The following is a 19,068-nucleotide window of genomic DNA, read 5'->3' as shown; positions in this document are numbered from 1 at the left end:
CGCCTGGCGCGTCACTGCCAGACGGGGTTTGGCCGACCTGTGGGGCTGTGTATACTGGCCGGCATTTTACCGTCCTGGGCCATATAGATGTTCGCCAACCTGATTGAATTCATCATTAATCACTACGTACTGAGCGGCATGTTCGTCGTGCTGCTGGTACTGCTGATCGTTACCGAGATGCGCAAGGGCGGGCAGAGCCTGTCGAGCCGCGAGCTCACCGCGCTGGTCAACGGCGACAAGGGCGTGGTGCTCGACGTGCGTGCGCAGAAGGACTTCTCCGCCGGCCATATCGTCGGCTCGCTGCACATCCCTTATGACAAGGTGGCGGCGCGTATCGGCGAGCTGGAGAAGCACAAGGCCAAGACCATCGTCGTCGTCGACGCCATGGGTCAGCATGCCGGCAGCATCGCACGCGAGCTGAAGAAGGCCGGCTTCACCGCCGCCAAGCTGTCCGGTGGCATCGCCACCTGGCGTGGCGACAACCTGCCGCTGGTGAAGTGACATGGCCGACGTGGTCATCTATTCCAGCGACTGGTGCCCCTATTGCATCCGGGCCAAGCAGCTGCTGGCCAGCAAAGGGGTGGATTACGAGGAAATCCGTGTCGACGGCGAGCCTGCCATTCGCGCGGAGATGACCCGCATGGCCGGGCGCACCTCGGTACCGCAAATCTGGATCGGCAGCACCCATGTCGGTGGCTGTGACGACCTTTATGCCCTGGAGCGCGCCGGCAAGCTCGACGCCCTGCTGCAGAACCCCGCTTGAAACCTCAACGTTAAGGAAGGCTAACGCCATGACCGAGCAAGCCAACAGCGGCGCAGCCGCTGCCGAATCGCAGAACCCGCAATTCTCCCTGCAGCGCATCTACGTCAAGGACCTGTCCTTCGAAGCGCCGAAGAGCCCGGAAATCTTCCGTCAGGAGTGGACGCCGAGCGTCGGTCTGGACCTCAACACCCGCCAGAAAGCGCTGGAAGGTGACTTCCATGAAGTGGTGCTGACCCTGTCGGTGACGGTGAAGAACGGCGAAGAAGTCGCCTTCATCGCCGAAGTGCAGCAGGCCGGCATCTTCCTGATCAAGGGCCTCGACGCTGCCTCGATGAGCCACACCCTCGGCGCCTTCTGCCCGAACATCCTGTTCCCCTACGCCCGTGAGGCGCTGGACAGCCTGGTGACCCGCGGTTCCTTCCCTGCCCTGATGCTGTCGCCGGTGAACTTCGATGCGCTGTACGCGCAGGAACTGCAGCGCATGCAGCAGGCTGGCGAGACCAACGCGCAATAAGCGTCGTTTCGCTGCAAAGACGCCGCGACTCCTTGCGAGGATCGCGGCGTTTTGCTTTCTGGGGCTGACTTCGTTCGCGAACCGGCTTCGCGGCTGAAGCGGAGTGCCGCCTGGCCACTTCGGCGGAGTCAGTCGCCCGCGCCGGCGAAACCGTTCTGCCGCCAGGCTTCGTAAACGGTGACTGCAACCGTGTTGGACAGGTTCAGGCTGCGACAGCCGGCGCGCATCGGCAGGCGTACGCGCTGCTCTGGCGGCAGGGCGTTACGCACGTCCTCGGGCAGGCCGCGGCTTTCCGGGCCGAACAGGAAGGCGTCGCCGGACTGGTAGGCGATTTCGTGGAAGGGTTGCGAACCCTTGGTGGTAAAGGCGAACAGGCGCGGCTGGCCGAGGGTGTCGAGGCAGCTCTGCAGGTCCGGGTGGCGCTTGAGCGTGGCGTATTCGTGATAATCCAGCCCGGCGCGACGCAGGCGTTTGTCGTCCAGCTCGAAACCCAGTGGTTCGATCAGGTGCAGTTGGCAGCCGCTATTGGCGCACAGCCTGATAATGTTGCCGGTATTGGGCGGAATTTCCGGTTGAAAGAGGATGACGTGGAACATGCAGCACTCCGAGCACTGGGACGATCGCCATTCTACGCCGCCAGAAGATCCGCGGCCGCGTTTGCGCTGGCGTTTTATGGCGTCGGTGATGCTGATCGCCTTTCTCGTCGGCATGATGATCGGTCGTGTATTCGACCCGCCCCGTTTGCGCATCGAGGATGCCGAGGCCTGGGAGCTGGGGCTGCAGCTCTGGTTCAATCGTGAGCCTGAGGCGCAGGTCGAGCATGTCGACGGTGCATTGGTGTATCGCTATGAGGATGCCTACGGGCGGGTGCGTGATGGCCAGCTCAAGCTGCCGCTGGGCCTGGTGAACTGGCGCCTGGAGCGCGACGGGCGGGATCTGCTGCTGGTGTTGGTGTCACCCCGCCCGTTGCAGGGGGAGTGGCGCGGCTCGCAAGAGGACGGACGTTGGCGTGCGCGCCTGGCGCTACGTCCCAGATAAAGAAGGGGATTCCCCGGCCTGCCTGTACCAAGGTCCCCGAAACGGATGGCGCCGCTCGTCGAGCGGGTTGCGGCGCACTGCATGTGACGCACACGTCACGGCGAATAAAGAGGGGGATTCCCCGGCCTGCCTGTACCAAGGCCCCCGAAACGGGTGGCGCCGTGCTCGTCGAGCGGGCTGCGGCGCACTGCATGTGACGCATACGTCACGGCGAATAAAGAGGGGATTCCCCGGCCTGCCTGTACCAAGGTCCCCGAAACTGGGATTGCCTTAGCTTATGCAGGGGGTGTGCCAATTTTATTACCGAAGCGGCAAGGCCCGATTTCGCTGGCTTCCAGGCCCTCGGGCGAGGGCTGCGGCGGCATTTGCAGCGCCACGGTGCACCAGTGTGCAGCGCGATGCACCGCTGGCGCACCACGCTGTGTGCAGACGCCTGAGGGCGATCAGCGTGGCAGCAGGCGCAGCGTGCCCTGGCTGTGCGCTTTCACATCCGCCTCGCCGAGGTGCTGCGGCTGATATTCGCCGGCCACGTGGGCGGCGGCCTGATCGCCGTAATGAGCGTCGAACGGTACGCCGCTCTGGCCTACCGGAATGCCGCCCAGGGCCTTGTCTGCGTCGCCGAGGTCGACCAGACGCCGGGTCGAGGGACCGTAGACCACGGGCCAGGGCGCCGGCCCGATCTTGTGCGACAGGTTGTTCGGCGTTTCATGACCACCAGGCGCGGCCAGCGGGCCGACGTTGAGCAGCCAGGCCAGTGGCTGCTGTTGGCCAAGCGGATGGCTGTGGGTGAGGGTATGGCCACGGTCCCAGGTCCAGGCCCCGACATCATCGCCGAACAGGCTGCGCAGGTGCTCCAGGCTGGCACGCCAGGCCTCGGCGACGATCTGTGCGCGGTTTTCACGCTGCTCGCTGCCCTGACGATTCCACCAGGGCGAGTCGGCATTGGCGGTCAGGCGCGGTAGCGCGGTGTCGAGCGCGCGGGTTTGCAGCAGGCTGTCGAAGAACGCTTCGCCCAGCTCGTCGGCCATGGCTTCGTGGGCGAGCTGGTAGGTCAGCTGGTTGAACAGGGTGGCGGCCACGGAATCGAGTGCGTGGTCGCCATTCCACTCGGCCAGTTGTTCCACCAGCGCACGCTCCTGATCGTTCGCCGCTGCGCTGCGCAGTTCGTCGAGGATCGGTGCCAGCAGGCGCGGGCCGTAGCCGGTACCGGGGTCGAGCTGCAGTGCCTGACTGTTCTGCGTATCCCATTTCACCGAGGCATCGCTCAGGTGCTGGTTCAGACGCTGACCACGATCAGGCAGGTTGTAGTAACCGGGAATTTCGATACCGCTGACCGGCACGGGCTGGTAATTGGCCGAGAGGATGTAGCCGCGCTGCGGATTCTCTTCCTGCGGGTTGGCGCTGAAGGGGTGATAGCCGAGCTTGTCCGCGTCACCGCTGGCGCCGTCGAGAATGAAGGTCGGGTTGACGCCCGCGGGGCGCAGCGGCAGCTTGGCTGCCGCCCACCAACCGATATCGCCGCCGGCGTTGGCCCAGACCACGTTGAGGCCGGGGGCTTCGATCTTCTCGGCGGCGGCGCGGGCCTTGTCCAGGTTGTCGGCACGGTTGAGCTGGTAGAAGGCCTCGAGCGTCGGGTTGTCGGTTTCGAGGAAGGCCCACCACATGGCGATCGGCGTGCTGCCGCTGGGCTGGCCCAGAGCATCGTTGATGATCGGGCCATGCGGGGAACGACGCAGGGTGATCTGCACCGGCTCGCCGCCCTTGACCTGGATGCTTTCCGTGCGTTGCTGGAGGTCGACCCAGTTGCCCTGGTACCAGATCTGATTGGCATTGTCCGGGTTGACCCGCTCGGCGATCAGGTCGAGGTCGTCGTTCTGGAACATGGTGAGGCTCCAGGCGAAGTCGCGGTTGTGGCCGAGCATGGCGCTGGGGATCAGCGCATGGTGGTAGCCGTACAGCTCGTAGCCAGGTGCCTGCAGGTGCGCTTCGTACCAGACGGCCGGCAGCGAGAAGCGAATGTGCGGGTCGCCGGCCAGCAACGGCTTGCCGCTGGCGGTGCGGCTGCCGGAGACGGCCCAGGCGTTGCTGCCCTCGAACTGCGGCAGGCCGGTGCCTGCCAGGGCGTCATTGCTGAGCTGGGCGAGGGCGGATAGGTCCTGCCAGTCGCTGGCGGCCAGGGTGGTACCGACTACGCCCTGCGGATGCCAGTCGAGGTCGAAGAGCTCGAGGTAGTCCGCGCCCAGCTCGTCGCGGATGTGGGTCATCACCGGTTCGGTGCGCAGCGCCGCGGCGAAGCTGTAGGCCATGTAGCCGGCGACGCTGAGGGTGTCGGCAATGGTGAAGGGGCGTGGCTCGATGCCCAGCAGGTCGAACTCCAGAGGGCGCGGGCGAGTGGCCTGGTACTGGTTGATGCCTTCGAGGTAGTGCTGCAGGGCCTGGGTGGACGGGCTGCCTGCGTCCAGGCGGGCAGCGTAGGCATCGGCATGGCGGCCGATTTCCAGAGTGCGGAACAGACGGTCGGTGGGCACCAGCTTTTCGCCGAGCACTTCGGCCAGCTCACCGCGCGCCAGGCGCCGCAGCAGCTCCATCTGGAACAGTCGGTCCTGGGCGTGAACGAAACCGAGGGCGCGGTAGAGGTCCGCTTCATTTTCGGCGCGGATATGCGGCACGCCGCGTTCGTCGTAGTCGACAGCGACCGGCGCCTGCAGCGCGCCGAGCACCTGCTCGCCGTCGCGTTGCGGTTGTTTGTCGTGCAGGTACCAGGTCAGGCCGCCTGCTGCTGCGGCAATCACCAGCGCAAGGGCGGTCAGGGAACGTTTCATCCAGCGATCCTTATTGTTGTGGGGCGAGCGTGCAGCATTGTGCTCAGGCGCCTGAGTGTCGGCATTGACCATATGCCTCAATACTGGAAGTCTATGGTCAATATGAGGCTGGAGCCACCATGCCCGAAAACGCGTTCGTAGCCCTGACCCACTCCTCGACCCTGCGTCGCCTGCTTTATGAGGCCCTGGCGGCGCTGGGGTTCGATCCGACCGATACCTACCGTCGCGCCTACGCCGGGGTGCCGCTGGCGGCGCCGTTGCTGGAGGCGCGTGAGGAGCACGACAACGCACCGCGTTTCTGGCAGGCGCTGCAAGGTATCAGCGGCGATGCCGACATCGGCCTGCATCTGGGCGAGATGATGCAGCCACGGCCGATGGATGTGGTCGGCTACCTGTTGCTGGCAGCGCGGGACCTGCGCCAGGGCCTGCTGGCCTTCGTGCGCTTCCAGCACATCCTCTCCGGTGGTTTTGCCGCACGGCTGGAGGAGCAGGGTGATGAAGCGCGCCTGGTGATCGATCTGAACTACCGCGAAGTCGGCTCGTTGCGTCAGCAGATGGAATGCCTGGCCGTGCTGCTGAGCAAGATGCTGGCTGCGGCCGCTGGCGGCGAGCTGCCGCTGATGGGCGTCGAGTTTCGCCACCGGGCGCCGCGCAGGCTTGTGGAGCATCGCCGACTGCTTGGCGTCGAGCCGCGGTTCGCGCAGCCGCACGATGTGCTGATCCTGTCGCGTGCACTACTCTCACGGCCCTCGCGCAGCGCCAACCCGCGGCTGTTCGAGGTGCTCAGCGAGGAGGCCGAAAGGCAGTTGGCGGAGCTGGTGGAAAACCAGTTGCTGGTGCGGGTGCGCTACTGGCTGGAGGTCAACCTGGGCAATGCGACCTGTAGCCTGGAGACCTGTGCGCTTGCTCTGGGCAGCAATCGCAGCGCCTTGCAGCGGGCACTGAGCGAGCAGGGCAGCAGCTTTCGTGCGTTGCACGATGAAGTGCGCCGCTTGCGTGCGCTACGCCTGCTTGATCGGGGCCTGGGCGTGCGCGAGGTGGCGCGGGCCTGCGGTTTTGCCGAACTGTCGCCGTTCTACCGCGCCTTTCGCCGCTGGCAGGGCAGTACGCCCCGCGGGCGTGGCTGAGACTAGTCAGCTGCCAGGCTTGGCCCATTGACAGAAGCAGCCCACGGCCAGGGTATTGCTGGCGTCCACCTTGCGCCCGGCAGCCAGCGCTTCGAGTATGGGTTCGATGAAGCTGTTGCTCGAGTTGCACACCAGGCCCTCGCTGTAGGGGCCGAAGTAGGCCAGTTGGCCATGCCTGTCCCAGATTGCTACGGCGGGGCTGGCCGGCAGGTCCGCGCTGCCGGGCAGTTCGTCCAGTGGCTGCAGTGCGGCCAGTTCGGCAGGCAGGCGGCCCCGGCTGCCGGGCTTGCGTACGACATGGAACTGCACCCCTTGCGGTGCATAGTGCTCGATCAGCTCGGCGAGGTGCTGCTGGTTGCCGACGTTGCACGGGCAGGCCGGGTCCCAGAAATGCACCAGGCGGATCGCGCCAGGTCCGCTCAGCTCGGCAGGCAACTGCAGCTCGGCGCCGGAGAACACCGCTGCGCGCTCGTCGAAGGTGCGCAGGTAGCGCATTTCGAACCAGCGATAGGCGAGCGCCAGGCCGATCAGCAAGGCCAGGGCGAGCAGGGCAATGAGCAGGTTCTTGCGGGACGGGCGGGGCATGATCGGGCCAGGCGAAAAAGGGCGTGTAGCTTGCCATGATGAGCCTGGCAGCTGAATATCGCAGCATTCGAGGAGTTGTCGCGGGGATCGCCCATCGATCACCCGCATTGATGGAAAGCCTTATGTCAGAGCCGTTTCAGCCCGATCAACTACGCCCCTTGCTGCGACCCTTGGCCGCAGCACGCCTGGATCTGCCAGTGCTGCAGGCCTATCGCAGCTTCTATGGCTTCGATCTGGCCGCGCGCTTTGCCGGTTTGGACAACCGTCTGGGCAGCTTCAATGCCGCCGGCTACCAGATCGCTGTGCAGCTATGGGCCCCAGCCGAGCCGCAAGGCACTCTGTTGTTGCTGCATGGCTATTACGACCATATGGGGCTGTATCGGCACGTGGTCGACTGGGCGCTGAGCATGAACTTCGCCGTACTCGCCTGTGATCTGCCTGGGCATGGATTGTCCAGCGGGGCGCGCGCCAGTATCAGTGACTTCGCCGAATATCAGCAGGTTCTCAGCGGCCTGTTCGAGCAGGCCAGCGAACTCGGGCTGCCACAACCCTGGCATCTGTGCGGCCAGAGCACGGGCGGTGCGATCCTGCTGGATTATCTGCTTGCCGATGGCAAAAGGCCGGAACTTGGGCAGAACATCCTCCTCGCGCCGCTGGTGCGGCCACGCGCCTGGGCCTGGTCGAAACTCAGCTATCGCCTGCTCAGCCCTTTCGTTCGCGAGATCCCGCGGCGCTTCAGCGAAAACTCCAGCGACGCCACCTTCATCGACTTCGTGCACAACCTCGACCCATTGCAGCCGCGCAGCCTGCCAACGGCCTGGGTCGGTGCGCTGGCTCAGTGGGTGCCGAGAATCGAGGCGGCCGGGCGCAGCGAGCACAGCCCGCTGATCGTTCAGGGCGAGGCCGACATGACGGTGGACTGGCGCTACAACCTCGAGGTGCTGCAGGACAAGTTCCGCCAACCGGAGATTCTGCGCCTGCCCGAAGCGCGCCATCACCTGGCCAATGAGAGCGAGGCGTTGCGTCGCAATTACTTCGATTTTCTGCGCGAGCGTCTGGCTTAGCTTCCCTGCGGCAACGGCTGCGGGCCAGAAAAGGTAGGAGCGGATTTATCCGCGATTGGCGTTAGCGCTGAAACCGCAAGAATCGCGAATGAATTCGCGCCTGCATGAGCGCGCCGACTCAGGCTGGCTTCAGATGCCCTGGGGCGCCGGTTCCAGCTCATTGGTGCTCATGCCCACCGCCAGGCCGGCGCGCAGCGACTGCAGGGCGGCCTGGTAATAGGCTTTGCCCGCATCCGATTGGGCGAATTCGACGAACTGCTCCAGTTCCGGGTCGCTCAACTCGCGGTAGACGTGCAGCAGGGTGTTGTCGAGATCCTGCTCGATCTGCGCCATCAGGCGCTCACGCTGGCCGTTGAGCAGGCCCTGGGCCTGGCCGCCGCCGAGCAAACCGGGAATCATCTGGCTGAGGCTGTCGGCCGCCACACCGGCCAGTGCCAGGCTGACTTCGGCGCCAGCCTCCTTGGCGGGAATGGCCTGGGCCAGGTGACGAATCAGCAGGCGACGGGTGGCGTCGGCGTCGGTGCGCGGCAGGCCATTGGCGTACTTGGCCAATTGGTCGCTACGGGTAGCCAGGGTTTCGGCGGCGACGATCTTGCGACCCAGCGCGGATTCGAAGAAGACCAGCGCCGGCTGCGGGTCGGCCAGTTCCATACGCAGGCTGTTCTGCGCGCGCTGGTCGATGGCGGCAGCGGCGAAGCGGCGGTTGCTGTTATCCACCAGTGCCTGGAATACCGCCGGAGGCAGGGTGCTGCGATAGCGCTGCTGGGCGGCGTCGAGTGCCTGATTGAAGTGTTCGCGCTGTTGCGGCCAGCCTGCAGCCTGGTACAGGCGCAGATGATCGTCGGCCAGGGCCGGCAAGGTCAGGCCAATCAGCAACAGGGCAAACAGAACGCGCATTGAGAACTCCTTGGCAAACTTTCCCAGCCGGCCGCAGGCTGTTGCGGCCGGTTATTTTCGGTGCCTGACGGGGGCTTGTCGAGCTATGTCTAGCGGCCATCCGGCGCTGTACAATCGCCGCATGACCGAACCCCGCCAGCAAGACATCTTCTCCAGCCTTATCGACGACCTCGCCAGCCAGGGCTGGTCGCAACGGGCGTTGTTCGCCCCTGAGGTTCTGACCCGCGAACTGGCTGCCGAGTGCCGTAAGCGTGAGCGCAGGGGCGAACTGAGCGCGGCCAGTGTTGGCCGCGGCAATGCCCAGCAGGTGCAGGAGGGCATTCGCGGGGATCGCATCCAGTGGCTGGAGCCGGGCGAGAGCGAGGCCTGCGACCGCTATATGCAGCTGATGGACGACTTGCGCCAGACGCTCAATCAGGAGTTGTTTCTCGGGCTCGAGGATTTCGAATGCCATTTCGCCTGTTATGAGCCGGGCGCTTTCTACCTGCGTCACCTTGATCGCTTCCGCGATGATGACAGGCGCACGGTCTCGGCGGTGCTCTATCTGAACGAGAGCTGGCAGGCCGAACAGGGTGGGGCGTTGCGGCTGTATCTTGGCGATGGGCGTGAGCATGACGTGCTGCCGCAGGCGGGTACCCTGGCGCTGTTCCTCTCCGGGGAAATGCCCCACGAGGTGCTGCCGGCCACCCGCGAGCGGCTGTCGCTGACGGGCTGGTTCCGGCGCCGCGGCACGGACGTACTCTGAGCCGCCGGCGCTGGCCGGACAGGAGGATACGATGCAGAAGATCTTGGTCAGCCGCTGCCTGCTCGGGCACCGGGTGCGTTACGACGGTGGTGCCCACGGCCCCTTCGACCTGCTTCAACAATGGCTTGATGACGGGCGGGTAGTGGCGCTGTGTCCGGAAGTGGCGGGAGGCTTACCCACGCCGCGTCCGCCGGCGGAGATCCGTGGCGGCCAGGGCGGCGCAGTGCTGGACGGAAAGTTGCCGGTGCTGACGATCGAGGGTGAGGATGTTACCGCCGCCTTCGTCGACGGCGCCGAGCAAGCGCTGGCGCTGGTGCGCGAGCATGACATCCGGCTGGCCTTGCTCAAGGCGCGCAGCCCGTCGTGCGGCAATCTGGAGAATTACGATGGCAGTTTCAGTAGTGTTCGTGTGGCTGGCGAAGGGGTGACCGCTGCGCTATTGCGCCGTGCGGGCGTGCAGGTGTTCAGCGAGGAGCAGTTGCGCGAGATGGCACAGGCGTTGGCAGAGCTGGACGCAGGTTGAGCGGCAGGCAGGCGCAAAAAAGGGAGACCAAGGTCTCCCTTTTTTCATTTCTACATACTTCCGGGGCTCGCGAGCTAGAGCGAGACAAGGCGGGCGCGACCGAGGAGAGCGGAGTTTACGTCAGTAAATGAGCATCTCCGAAGTCGTTCCCAACGCCGTATCGCCGGCGCGCAGCAGCTCCGGCTTAGAACAGCACGCGGCTGCGGATGGTGCCGTTGACCTGCTGCAGTTTCTCCAGCGCCAGGTCGGAGTAGTCGGCGTCGACGTCGATCACCACGTAGCCGACCTTGTCGTTGGTCTGCAGGAACTGGCCGGAGATGTTGATGCCGTTGTCGGCGAACACCTTGTTGATCTCGCTCATCACGCCCGGGATGTTGGCGTGGATGTGCAGCAGACGGTGCTTCCCGGCATGCGCAGGCAGCGCCACTTCGGGGAAGTTGACCGAGGACACGGAAGTGCCGTTGTCGCTGTACTTGACCAGCTTCTCGGCGACTTCCAGGCCGATGTTGGCCTGCGCTTCGGCAGTGGAGCCGCCGATGTGCGGGGTCAGGATCACGCGGTCCAGGCCGCGCAGCGGGCTCTCGAACTCTTCGTCGTTGGACTTGGGCTCGACCGGGAACACGTCGATGGCAGCACCGATCAGGTGCTCGTCCTTGATCGCCTGGGCCAGGTGGTCCAGTTCGACCACTGTGCCGCGAGCGGCGTTGATCAGGATGCCGCCCTTCTTCATCGCGCGGATTTCCTTCTCGCCGATCATCCACTGGGTGGACGGCAGCTCCGGCACGTGCAGCGAGACGATGTCGCACAGGCCGAGCAGCTCGTGCAGGTCACCGATCTGCGTGGCATTGCCCAGCGGCAGCTTGGTCACGGTGTCGTAGAAAAACACCTGCATGCCCATGGCTTCGGCCAGTACCGATAGCTGGGTGCCGATGGAACCGTAGCCGATGATGCCCAGCTTCTTGCCGCGGATCTCGAAGGAGTTGGCCGCCGATTTGATCCAGCCGCCACGGTGGCAGGAGGCGTTCTTCTCGGGAATGCCGCGCAGCAGCAGGATGGCTTGGGCCAGTACCAGTTCGGCCACCGAACGGGTGTTGGAGTAAGGCGCGTTGAACACGGCGATGCCGCGTTCGCGGGCGGCGTCCAGGTCGACTTGGTTGGTGCCGATGCAGAAGCAGCCGACGGCGACCAGCTTCTTCGCGCAGTCGAACACTTCGGCGGTCAGTTGGGTGCGCGAGCGGATGCCGATGAAGTGGGCATCGGCGATCTTCTCTTTCAGCTCCTCGCCCGACAGCGCGGTCTTGAGGTACTCGATGTTGGTGTAACCGGCGGCCTTCAGCGTGTCCACGGCGTTCTGGTGAACGCCTTCGAGAAGAAGGAACTTGATCTTGCTCTTGTCGAGAGAGGTCTTGCTCATCGGAGTACCTGTTGTCCCACAGAATAATGTCAGGGAAGGGCCGAGAAACTCAGCCAGCGCCCGTAGATCACCGCATGGCTCGATTCACGGGGTGCGTATGCTAGCATGTTCGCCTTTTTCAATGCTCGGTTGCGACCTGAATGGTTCTCAGGGCGACCATGAATCCTTTGAGAGTTTCATAGATGACCACCCCCGCCCAGATCGAAGAGCTGAAGACCCTGGTTGAGCCCGGCAAGGTGCTGACCGATGCCGATTCCCTGGAAACCTACGGCAAGGACTGGACCAAGCAATTCGCCCCGGCGCCTTCGGCCATCGTCTTCCCCAAGACTACCGAGCAGGTACAGGCCATCGTACGCTGGGCCAACCAGCACCAGATCGCCCTGGTGCCGTCGGGCGGCCGTACCGGCCTGTCCGCCGCTGCGGTGGCAGCCAATGGCGAGGTGGTGGTGTCGTTCGACTACATGAATCGCATCGTCGAATTCAACGAATACGACCGCACCGTGGTCTGCCAGCCGGGGGTGGTGACCAAGCAGTTGCAGATGTTCGCCGAAGAGAAGGGCCTGTACTACCCGGTTGACTTTGCATCCTCGGGCTCCAGTCAGCTTGGCGGCAATATCGGCACCAATGCCGGCGGGATCAAGGTGATTCGCTACGGGATGACCCGTAACTGGGTCGCTGGCCTGAAGGTGGTCACCGGCACTGGTGAGCTGCTGGAACTGAACCGCGACCTGATCAAGAACGCCACCGGCTACGACCTGCGCCAGCTGTTCATCGGTGCCGAAGGTACACTCGGCTTCGTTGTTGAAGCCACCATGCGCTTGGAACGCGCGCCGAAGAACCTCACCGCGATGGTGCTCGGCACGCCGGATTTCGATTCGATCATGCCGGTGCTGCATGCCTTCCAGGGCAAGCTCGACCTGACCGCCTTCGAGTTCTTCTCCGACCGCTGCCTGGAAAAGATCCTCGGCCGTGGCGATGTGCCGGCGCCGTTCGAGAGCCGCACGCCGTTCTACGCATTGCTGGAATTCGAGGCGCTCAACGAAGACGTGGCCAACGAAGCCCTGGCGACCTTCGAGCATTGCGTCGAGCAGGGCTGGGTGCTCGATGGCGTGATGAGCCAGAGCCAGCAGCAGCTGGAAAACCTGTGGAAGCTGCGCGAGTACATCTCCGAGACCATCAGCCACTGGACGCCTTACAAGAACGACATCTCCGTCACCGTCGGCCAGGTGCCGGCCTTCCTCAAGGACATCGACGATATCGTTTCGGCCAACTACCCGGACTTCGACGTGCTCTGGTACGGCCACATCGGCGACGGCAACCTGCACTTGAACATTCTCAAGCCCGAAGCGCTGGCCAGGGAAGACTTCTTCGCCAAGTGCGCGGTGGTCAACAAGTGGGTGTTCGAGATCGTCGAGAAATACAACGGTTCGATCAGCGCCGAGCACGGCGTCGGCATGACCAAGCGCGACTACCTGCAATACAGCCGCTCGCCGGCCGAGATCGCCTATATGAAGGCAATCAAGGCGGTTTTCGATCCCAACGGGATCATGAACCCCGGCAAGATCTTCGCCTGAGCCCAGACGCCCGCCTGACAGCGGGCGTTTTCGTATCCGGCCCCTTGTCGGTTAAGGTACGGCACCGGCCACAAGCCGCGATGCCCACAATACGAACAACACAGGAGTCGGTGATGAGCTATCAGCACCAGTATGTCGACGGTACCACCGTCCACTTCCCGCTCGGCAAGGTCGTCTGCATCGGCCGCAACTACGCCGAACACGCCAAGGAGCTGAACAATCCGGTGCCCAGCGAGCCGCTGCTGTTCATCAAGCCAGGCTCATGCGTGGTGCCGCTCGATGGTGGTTTCAGCATCCCTGACGATCGCGGCGCGGTGCATTACGAGGCCGAAATTGCCGTGCTGATCGGCAAGCCACTTTCGAAGACGCCCGATGCCGAGGAAGTGCGCGATGCCATCAGCGGCTTCGCCCCGGCACTGGACCTGACCCTGCGCGATGTGCAGGCCAAGCTCAAGGAGAAGGGCTACCCCTGGGAGATCGCCAAGAGCTTCGACGGCGCCTGCGTGCTGGCGCCCTTCGTGCCGGGCGATGCCATCGAGGACCTGGCTGACATCGGCATTCGCCTGGTGATCAATGGCGAAACCCGCCAGGACGGCAACAGCCGCGACATGCTCAACCCGATCCTCGGCATGATCCAGCACATGGCTGGGCATTTCGCTCTGCAGCCGGGCGATGTGATCCTCACCGGCACGCCAGTCGGTGTCGGCGCGCTGAACAAGGGCGATGAGCTGGTGCTGGAGCTGGTCGGTCATAGTCGCTTCACCAGTCGCGTGCTATAAGCGTCGTCCCGCTCAGCCTCGCTCGGGGTTGAAGCCAGCCGTCGCCCGTTGGGCGGCGGAACTCCCCTGGACAGCGGATGTCTGATCGCTGTTAAGCAGTCGAGTTGTCGCCGATGTCCGCTCTCCTTCAGAAGATCCGCCGCCCCCGCTACTGGCTTTCAGGCCTGACAGTCATCGCCCTGAGCGCGGTGGCGCAGACCCAGCATTGGGATGATCGTGCCCAGCTCTGGCTGCAGGAACGCTCCACTCCGCTGGTCGACCGCCTGGCCAGTGTCTGGTTGCCGGGCTACCGCGCGGTGATCCAGGCCAAGGCACTCGATGGTCTGGAAGAGGATGAAACCTCGGGCCTGACCTACAACCCGGCCACCGGTACGCTGTTCACCGTCACCGGCAAGAATCCGCTGCTGGTGGAACTGTCGCGTGAAGGCGAGGTTCTGCGCCGTATCGAACTCAAGGGTTTCGCCGACCCGGAAGGCGTGGAAATGATGGACAACGGCCGCATGGCCATCGTCGACGAACGCCGCCGCCAGCTCACCACCTTCACCCTGGGGAACGATGACCTCGAACTCGACGCCGCTGACTTTCAGGGATTCGATCTGGGTTTCGCCGAAGCCGGCAACAAGGGCTTCGAAGGCCTGGGGTGGGATTCGCGCAGCCACAGCCTGCTGCTGGGCAAGGAGCGCGCTCCGCTGGGGCTGTTCAGCTTGCCCTTCCCTGGCGAGGACGGTTCTGCCGGCGCGCTGCAGCCGCTGATGGCCGGCAACCCGGGGCTGCGCGATATTTCCTCGCTCAGCGTCGACGAGCGCACCGGCCACCTGCTGGTGCTGTCCGACGAGTCACGGATGCTGCTCGAACTCGATCGGGCTGGAAACCCGGTCAGCTTTCTCAGCCTCAGCGGCGGCCTCAACGGCCTGGATCGGGGCATCGAGCAGGCAGAGGGCGTGGCCATGGACGACGAGGGCAACATCTATATCGTCGCCGAGCCCAATCTGTTCTACGTGTTCAGCAAGCCGGCGCCGAAGGCCGGCTGAGCGCCGTAAGCGTTCAGCTTGGCTTAAGCGACGATTCAGTCTGGCTTCAGCTAGTGGCATTAATCTGACCCCGTCACTTACGAACAACGAGGTTCACGCCATGAAACGTACCGCTCTCGCTCTGATGGTTCTGCCGCTGCTCAGCACCGCCGCTTTCGCCACCGGCTACACCGGCCCGGGCGCCACCCCGCAGGTCACCACCGTCTCTGCGGCACTGGAAGCTGCCGACGATACCCACGTGGTACTGGAAGGCCAGATCGTCAAGCGTCTGCAGGACGAACTCTACGAGTTCAAGGACGCCACCGGCACCATCCAGGTGGAAATCGATGACGAAGACTGGCCGGCCCAGAAAGTCTCGGAAAACGCCAAGGTGCGTCTGACCGGCGAAGTCGACAAGGACTTCAACAGCCGCGAGATCGATGTGGATCGCGTCGAGCTGATCAACTGATCGCAATTCCCCGCACGCCCGCCACGTGAAGTCCGTGGCGGGCTTTTCTGTGCCAGTCAGAGAAATTCGTCATGCGTCGTCTGCTTTCCATCAACCCCTGGCTGTATCTGCTGTGCGTCGTCATGTTGCTCGGCGTTGTTCTCGGTCAGCAGTATCGGCTGTTCGAACGTGCCTGGTTCTCTGTACAGGAATGGCAGCATGGTGAGCAGTGGCGCGAACAATCGCTATGGTTGGGTGACTACCGCGTGGAGATCGAGGCCAAGCCCATGGCCGATATCAGCGATGTTTCCGCGCTGACCTACGATCCCGACCGGCGCAGCCTTTTCAGTGTCACTAACAAACCGGCCAGAGTGATCGAGCTGAGCCTGCAGGGCGACCTGCTGCGCACCATCGATCTCGAAGGTTTCGGTGACCCCGAGGCCATCGAATACGTATCGCCCGGCACCTATGTGATTGCCGACGAGCGTGAACAGCGCCTGGTCAAGGTTCGCATCGATGACGCCACCCGCGTGCTGGCCGCCGGCGACTTTCAGCAGCTCTCTTTGGGCATCGGCCGTAACGGTAACAAGGGCTTCGAGGGGCTGGCCTATGACGCCGCCAACGAGCGTCTGCTGGTGGCCAAGGAGCGCGATCCGGTACGCATCTTCGAAGTGCTCGGTTTCCCTCATATCGACGACAGCAAGCCGCTGGCGCTGCAGGTCAATACCGATCCCAAGCGTGATGCCCGCCTGTTCGTACGCGACCTCTCCAGCCTCGATTTCGATACGGCGACTGGCCATCTGCTGGCGCTTTCGGACGAATCACGTCTGGTCATCGAGCTGAACGCCGAGGGCAAACCGATCAGCACCCTGTCCCTGCTGCGCGGCCAGCATGGTCTGCAACGCAGCGTGCCGCAGGCCGAGGGTGTGGCGACAGACGATGAGGGCAACCTCTACCTGATCAGCGAGCCGAATCTGTTCTATGTCTTCCGCAAGCCGCAGTAGGCGCGGCCTGCTAGTGCGAGTGGCTCTTGCCGACATGAGTATGCCCATCATCGGGTAACGGCTGCACGCCGCCGCTGACATTGAGCTGGCGCAGGATGCCGCAGTCCTCCGCCTCCTGCGGGCGTTTGCAGCGATCACGCAGTTCGCTCAACTGGTCGCGCAGCGCCATGAGGCTGGTGATGCGCGCCTCCACGTGTTCGATATGTTCGTCCACCAGGCTGTTGATGCCGGCGCAGCTTTCGTGGGGCAGATCGCGCAGGGCCAGCAGTCGCTGGATCTCCTCCAGGGTCATATCCAGCGTGCGGCAATTGCGGATGAATACCAGGCGCTCCAGGTGTTCGTTGCCGTACAGGCGGTAATTGCCCTCGGTGCGGGCTGGCGCCGGTAGCAGGCCCTCACGCTCGTAGTAGCGCACGGTTTCCACCTGGCAGCCCGCCTTTTTCGCCAATTCGCCGATTTTCATGCGATCTCCTCCAAGTGCTTGACCCTATAGTGACTACAGGGTGTGTACTGCGCAACACAGACCTGATGGAGACTTGCCATGAGCCGCTGCTGCGACCACTCGCGCCAACAGCCACCTGCTTGCCACACGCTTGATCACGAGCCCGTCGGGCAAGATCAGGATGCCGTTCAGCACCCGACCGCGGGTGAGCTGACGGGAGCGCGCACCACGCGCATTCACATTGAGCAGATGGACTGCCCGACGGAAGAGCGCCTGATCCGCGACGCGCTGGGCCGCCTGCCTGGCGTGGCAGGTCTGCAATTCAATCTGCTGCAGCGTGTGCTCACCGTCAGCCATGACGAAGACGCGTTGGCTCAGGTCGTGCCCGCGATCCGGGCGCTGGGCTTTACCCCGCAGGTGGAGGATGAAAGCACCGCGCAACAGCCAGCTGCCGCGCCGGTGCAGAAACGCTGGTGGCCGCTGGCGCTGGCCGGTGTCGTGGCGAGCGCTTCGGAGGTGGTGCATTTCGCTGCGCTCGGGCCGGATTGGCTGGTGGCCATGCTGGCGCTCGCCGCCATCGGCCTGTGTGGGCTGAATACCTATAAGAAGGGCTGGATAGCCCTGAAGAACCGCAACCTCAATATCAATGCCCTGATGAGTATCGCCGTGACCGGTGCTGTGCTGATCGGCCAGTGGCCTGAGGCGGCGATGGTGATGGTGCTGTTCACCCTGGCCGAGTTGATCGAGACGCGCTCGCTGGATCGGGCACGCAATGCCATCCGCGGCCTGATGGACCTGGCGCCGCCGCGCGCCACGGTCAGGCAGACCGACGGCAGCTGGCAGGAAATCGACGTGCAGGCCATCGCCCTCGGCGCCGTGGTGCGCGTTCGTCCGGGCGAGCGTATAAGCCTCGATGGCGAGGTGGTGGGCGGCAGTTCGACCGTCAACCAGGCGCCCATCACCGGGGAAAGCCTGCCGGTGGAAAAGCGTGCCGGTGACGCGGTTTTCGCCGGCACCATCAACGAGGCAGGTTCGCTGGAGTTCCGCGTGACCGCCGCGGCGCGCGACACCACCCTGGCGCGCATCATCCATGCGGTGGAAGAGGCGCAGGGCTCGCGTGCTCCGACCCAGCGCTTCGTCGACCGTTTCTCGCGCATCTACACGCCGACGGTCTTCGTCTTCGCCCTCGCAGTCGCCGTTCTGCCGCCGCTGTTCCTCGGCGGCGCCTGGCTCGACTGGATCTATCGTGCCCTGGTGCTGTTGGTGGTGGCTTGCCCCTGTGCGCTGGTGATTTCCACCCCGGTGACCATCGTCAGCGGCCTGGCTGCTGCGGCGCGCAAGGGCATCCTGATCAAGGGCGGCGTGTATCTGGAGAATGGCCGCCACCTGGCGCTGCTGGCGCTGGACAAGACCGGTACCCTGACCCACGGCAAGCCGGTGCAGACCGACAGCCTCCACCTGCTGGAGGTGGACGAACCGGCGCATGCCATCTGGGCGGCGAGCCTGGCGGCGCGCTCCGACCACCCGGTATCCAGGGCGTTGGCCCTGCATGCCCGGGAGACGGGGCATGCTCTGCACGAAGTCGACGACTTCGAGGCGCTGTCGGGAAGAGGTACCAAGGGGCGGATCGACGGCAGGCTGCTTTATCTGGGCAACCACCGTCTGGTCGAAGACCTCGGGTTTTGCTCGGCGCAGCTGGAGAAGCGTCTGGAGGCCTTGGAGCGCCAGGGCAAGAGCGTGGTGGTGTTGTGTGACGAGCAGCGCGCACTGATGCTCTTCGCCGTGGCCGACACCGTGCGCCAGACCAGCCGTGAGGCGGTCGCCGAACTGCACGAGCTGGGCGTGCGCACCTGCATGCTGACCGGTGACAACGCCCACACTGCGGCCTCAATCGCCGAGCAGGTCGGTGTCGACGAAGCGCGTGGCGACCTCTTGCCAGCGGACAAGCTGGCCTGGATCGAGGCGAGCCAGGCGCGCGGCAGGGTGGTCGGCATGGTGGGCGATGGCATCAACGATGCCCCGGCGCTGGCCAGGGCCGAGATCGGTTTCGCCATGGGCGCCGCCGGCACCGATACCGCCATCGAAACGGCCGACGTTGCACTGATGGACGACGATCTGCGCAAGATTCCGGCATTCGTCCGCCTTTCCCGGCAGACTCACGCGATCCTGCTGCAGAACATCGTCCTGGCGCTGGGCATCAAGGCAATCTTCCTGGGCATGACCCTGGCCGGTGAGGCGACCATGTGGATGGCGGTGTTCGCCGACATGGGGGTCAGCCTGATGGTGGTGTTCAACGGCCTGCGCCTGTTGCGCAAATAA

Annotated in this window: 20 protein-coding genes; 14 read left to right on the top strand and 6 right to left on the bottom strand. The window is 64.3% G+C overall.

Annotation, left to right across the window (positions count from 1 at the left end; genetic code table 11):
- Positions 1 to 87: 87 nt before the first annotated feature.
- From GYB81_RS14160 to secB, 3 genes are read left to right on the top strand one after another with little or no spacing between them, the layout of a single operon-like run.
- Positions 88 to 501, top strand: a complete 414-nt coding sequence (locus GYB81_RS14160) for a rhodanese-like domain-containing protein (protein ID WP_161866160.1) — start codon at positions 88 to 90, stop codon at positions 499 to 501.
- A 1-nt stretch (position 502) separates the two neighbouring features.
- Positions 503 to 763 (top strand): glutaredoxin 3, encoded by a 261-nt coding sequence (grxC, locus tag GYB81_RS14155; RefSeq protein WP_161866159.1) that lies wholly within the window; start codon positions 503 to 505, stop codon positions 761 to 763.
- 28 nt (positions 764 to 791) lie between these two features.
- Positions 792 to 1,277: a protein-export chaperone SecB gene (gene secB, locus GYB81_RS14150; protein WP_024309921.1), complete on the top strand. Its 486-nt coding sequence runs from the start codon at positions 792 to 794 to the stop codon at positions 1,275 to 1,277.
- A 128-nt stretch (positions 1,278 to 1,405) separates the two neighbouring features.
- Here the strand turns inward: secB and trmL are convergent, their stop codons facing one another.
- Positions 1,406 to 1,873: a tRNA (uridine(34)/cytosine(34)/5-carboxymethylaminomethyluridine(34)-2'-O)-methyltransferase TrmL gene (gene trmL, locus GYB81_RS14145; protein ID WP_161866158.1), complete on the bottom strand. Its 468-nt coding sequence runs from the start codon at positions 1,871 to 1,873 to the stop codon at positions 1,406 to 1,408.
- Here trmL and GYB81_RS14140 point away from each other — a divergent pair.
- Complete coding sequence (locus tag GYB81_RS14140) at positions 1,872 to 2,315, top strand: hypothetical protein (RefSeq protein ID WP_161866157.1); 444 nt, start codon at positions 1,872 to 1,874, stop codon at positions 2,313 to 2,315. The genes trmL and GYB81_RS14140 overlap by 2 nt on opposite strands.
- Before the next feature lie 443 nt (positions 2,316 to 2,758).
- Here the strand turns inward: GYB81_RS14140 and GYB81_RS14135 are convergent, their stop codons facing one another.
- On the bottom strand, positions 2,759 to 5,137 hold the full coding sequence (locus tag GYB81_RS14135) for a penicillin acylase family protein (protein WP_161866156.1): 2,379 nt from the start codon (positions 5,135 to 5,137) through the stop codon (positions 2,759 to 2,761).
- Positions 5,138 to 5,256: 119 nt separating this feature from the next.
- Between GYB81_RS14135 and GYB81_RS14130 the strand changes: the two genes are divergently transcribed.
- Positions 5,257 to 6,264 carry an AraC family transcriptional regulator gene (locus tag GYB81_RS14130; protein WP_161866155.1) on the top strand — a complete coding sequence of 336 codons (1,008 nt, stop codon included), beginning with the start codon at positions 5,257 to 5,259 and terminating at the stop codon, positions 6,262 to 6,264.
- A gap of 6 nt (positions 6,265 to 6,270) precedes the next feature.
- On the opposite strand, the gene GYB81_RS14125 is transcribed toward GYB81_RS14130, so the two are convergent.
- Positions 6,271 to 6,849: a DUF6436 domain-containing protein gene (locus tag GYB81_RS14125; protein ID WP_161866154.1), complete on the bottom strand. Its 579-nt coding sequence runs from the start codon at positions 6,847 to 6,849 to the stop codon at positions 6,271 to 6,273.
- A gap of 122 nt (positions 6,850 to 6,971) precedes the next feature.
- Here GYB81_RS14125 and bipL point away from each other — a divergent pair, with 122 nt between their 5' ends.
- Positions 6,972 to 7,913: a phospholipase BipL gene (bipL, locus tag GYB81_RS14120; protein WP_161866153.1), complete on the top strand. Its 942-nt coding sequence runs from the start codon at positions 6,972 to 6,974 to the stop codon at positions 7,911 to 7,913.
- 129 nt (positions 7,914 to 8,042) lie between these two features.
- On the opposite strand, the gene GYB81_RS14115 is transcribed toward bipL, so the two are convergent.
- A complete protein-coding gene (locus GYB81_RS14115; protein ID WP_161866152.1) occupies positions 8,043 to 8,810 on the bottom strand; it encodes a hypothetical protein in 768 nt (255 codons plus the stop codon).
- Positions 8,811 to 8,931: 121 nt separating this feature from the next.
- Here GYB81_RS14115 and GYB81_RS14110 point away from each other — a divergent pair, with 121 nt between their 5' ends.
- Together GYB81_RS14110 and GYB81_RS14105 are read left to right on the top strand one after the other, a co-directional pair.
- Positions 8,932 to 9,555, top strand: coding sequence for a 2OG-Fe(II) oxygenase (locus GYB81_RS14110; RefSeq protein WP_161866151.1), 624 nt, complete (start codon positions 8,932 to 8,934; stop codon positions 9,553 to 9,555).
- Between the two features lie 31 nt (positions 9,556 to 9,586).
- Positions 9,587 to 10,078 (top strand): 2-thiouracil desulfurase family protein, encoded by a 492-nt coding sequence (locus tag GYB81_RS14105; protein ID WP_161866150.1) that lies wholly within the window; start codon positions 9,587 to 9,589, stop codon positions 10,076 to 10,078.
- A 184-nt stretch (positions 10,079 to 10,262) separates the two neighbouring features.
- Here GYB81_RS14105 and serA read toward each other — a convergent pair whose 3' ends face one another.
- A complete protein-coding gene (gene serA / locus GYB81_RS14100) occupies positions 10,263 to 11,492 on the bottom strand; it encodes a phosphoglycerate dehydrogenase (RefSeq protein WP_161866149.1) in 1,230 nt (409 codons plus the stop codon).
- Positions 11,493 to 11,674: 182 nt separating this feature from the next.
- Here serA and GYB81_RS14095 point away from each other — a divergent pair, with 182 nt between their 5' ends.
- The 5 genes from GYB81_RS14095 to GYB81_RS14075 all read left to right on the top strand — a co-directional run bounded on the left by GYB81_RS14095 (position 11,675) and on the right by GYB81_RS14075 (position 16,307).
- The gene (locus tag GYB81_RS14095; RefSeq protein WP_161866148.1) at positions 11,675 to 13,066 is read left to right on the top strand and encodes a D-2-hydroxyglutarate dehydrogenase; all 1,392 of its coding nucleotides are present in this window, start codon (positions 11,675 to 11,677) and stop codon (positions 13,064 to 13,066) included.
- Between the two features lie 113 nt (positions 13,067 to 13,179).
- On the top strand, positions 13,180 to 13,845 hold the full coding sequence (locus GYB81_RS14090) for a fumarylacetoacetate hydrolase family protein (RefSeq protein ID WP_161866147.1): 666 nt from the start codon (positions 13,180 to 13,182) through the stop codon (positions 13,843 to 13,845).
- Between the two features lie 113 nt (positions 13,846 to 13,958).
- Entirely contained in the window at positions 13,959 to 14,876 is a 918-nt protein-coding gene (locus tag GYB81_RS14085) for an SdiA-regulated domain-containing protein (RefSeq protein WP_161866146.1), read from the top strand.
- A 100-nt stretch (positions 14,877 to 14,976) separates the two neighbouring features.
- Positions 14,977 to 15,324: a NirD/YgiW/YdeI family stress tolerance protein gene (locus GYB81_RS14080; protein WP_017363168.1), complete on the top strand. Its 348-nt coding sequence runs from the start codon at positions 14,977 to 14,979 to the stop codon at positions 15,322 to 15,324.
- Positions 15,325 to 15,395: 71 nt separating this feature from the next.
- Positions 15,396 to 16,307 (top strand): SdiA-regulated domain-containing protein, encoded by a 912-nt coding sequence (locus tag GYB81_RS14075; RefSeq protein WP_161866145.1) that lies wholly within the window; start codon positions 15,396 to 15,398, stop codon positions 16,305 to 16,307.
- Between the two features lie 10 nt (positions 16,308 to 16,317).
- Here GYB81_RS14075 and cadR read toward each other — a convergent pair whose 3' ends face one another.
- Entirely contained in the window at positions 16,318 to 16,770 is a 453-nt protein-coding gene (gene cadR / locus GYB81_RS14070) for a Cd(II)/Pb(II)-responsive transcriptional regulator (protein WP_161866144.1), read from the bottom strand.
- A 78-nt stretch (positions 16,771 to 16,848) separates the two neighbouring features.
- Here cadR and GYB81_RS14065 point away from each other — a divergent pair, with 78 nt between their 5' ends.
- Positions 16,849 to 19,068, top strand: a complete 2,220-nt coding sequence (locus tag GYB81_RS14065; RefSeq protein WP_161866143.1) for a heavy metal translocating P-type ATPase — start codon at positions 16,849 to 16,851, stop codon at positions 19,066 to 19,068.

Origin of the sequence: Pseudomonas yangonensis, assembly GCF_009932725.1 — a bacterium.
GTDB classification, from domain to species: Bacteria; Pseudomonadota; Gammaproteobacteria; order Pseudomonadales; family Pseudomonadaceae; genus Aquipseudomonas; species Aquipseudomonas yangonensis.
This window is presented reverse-complemented; position numbering and strand designations above follow the sequence as displayed.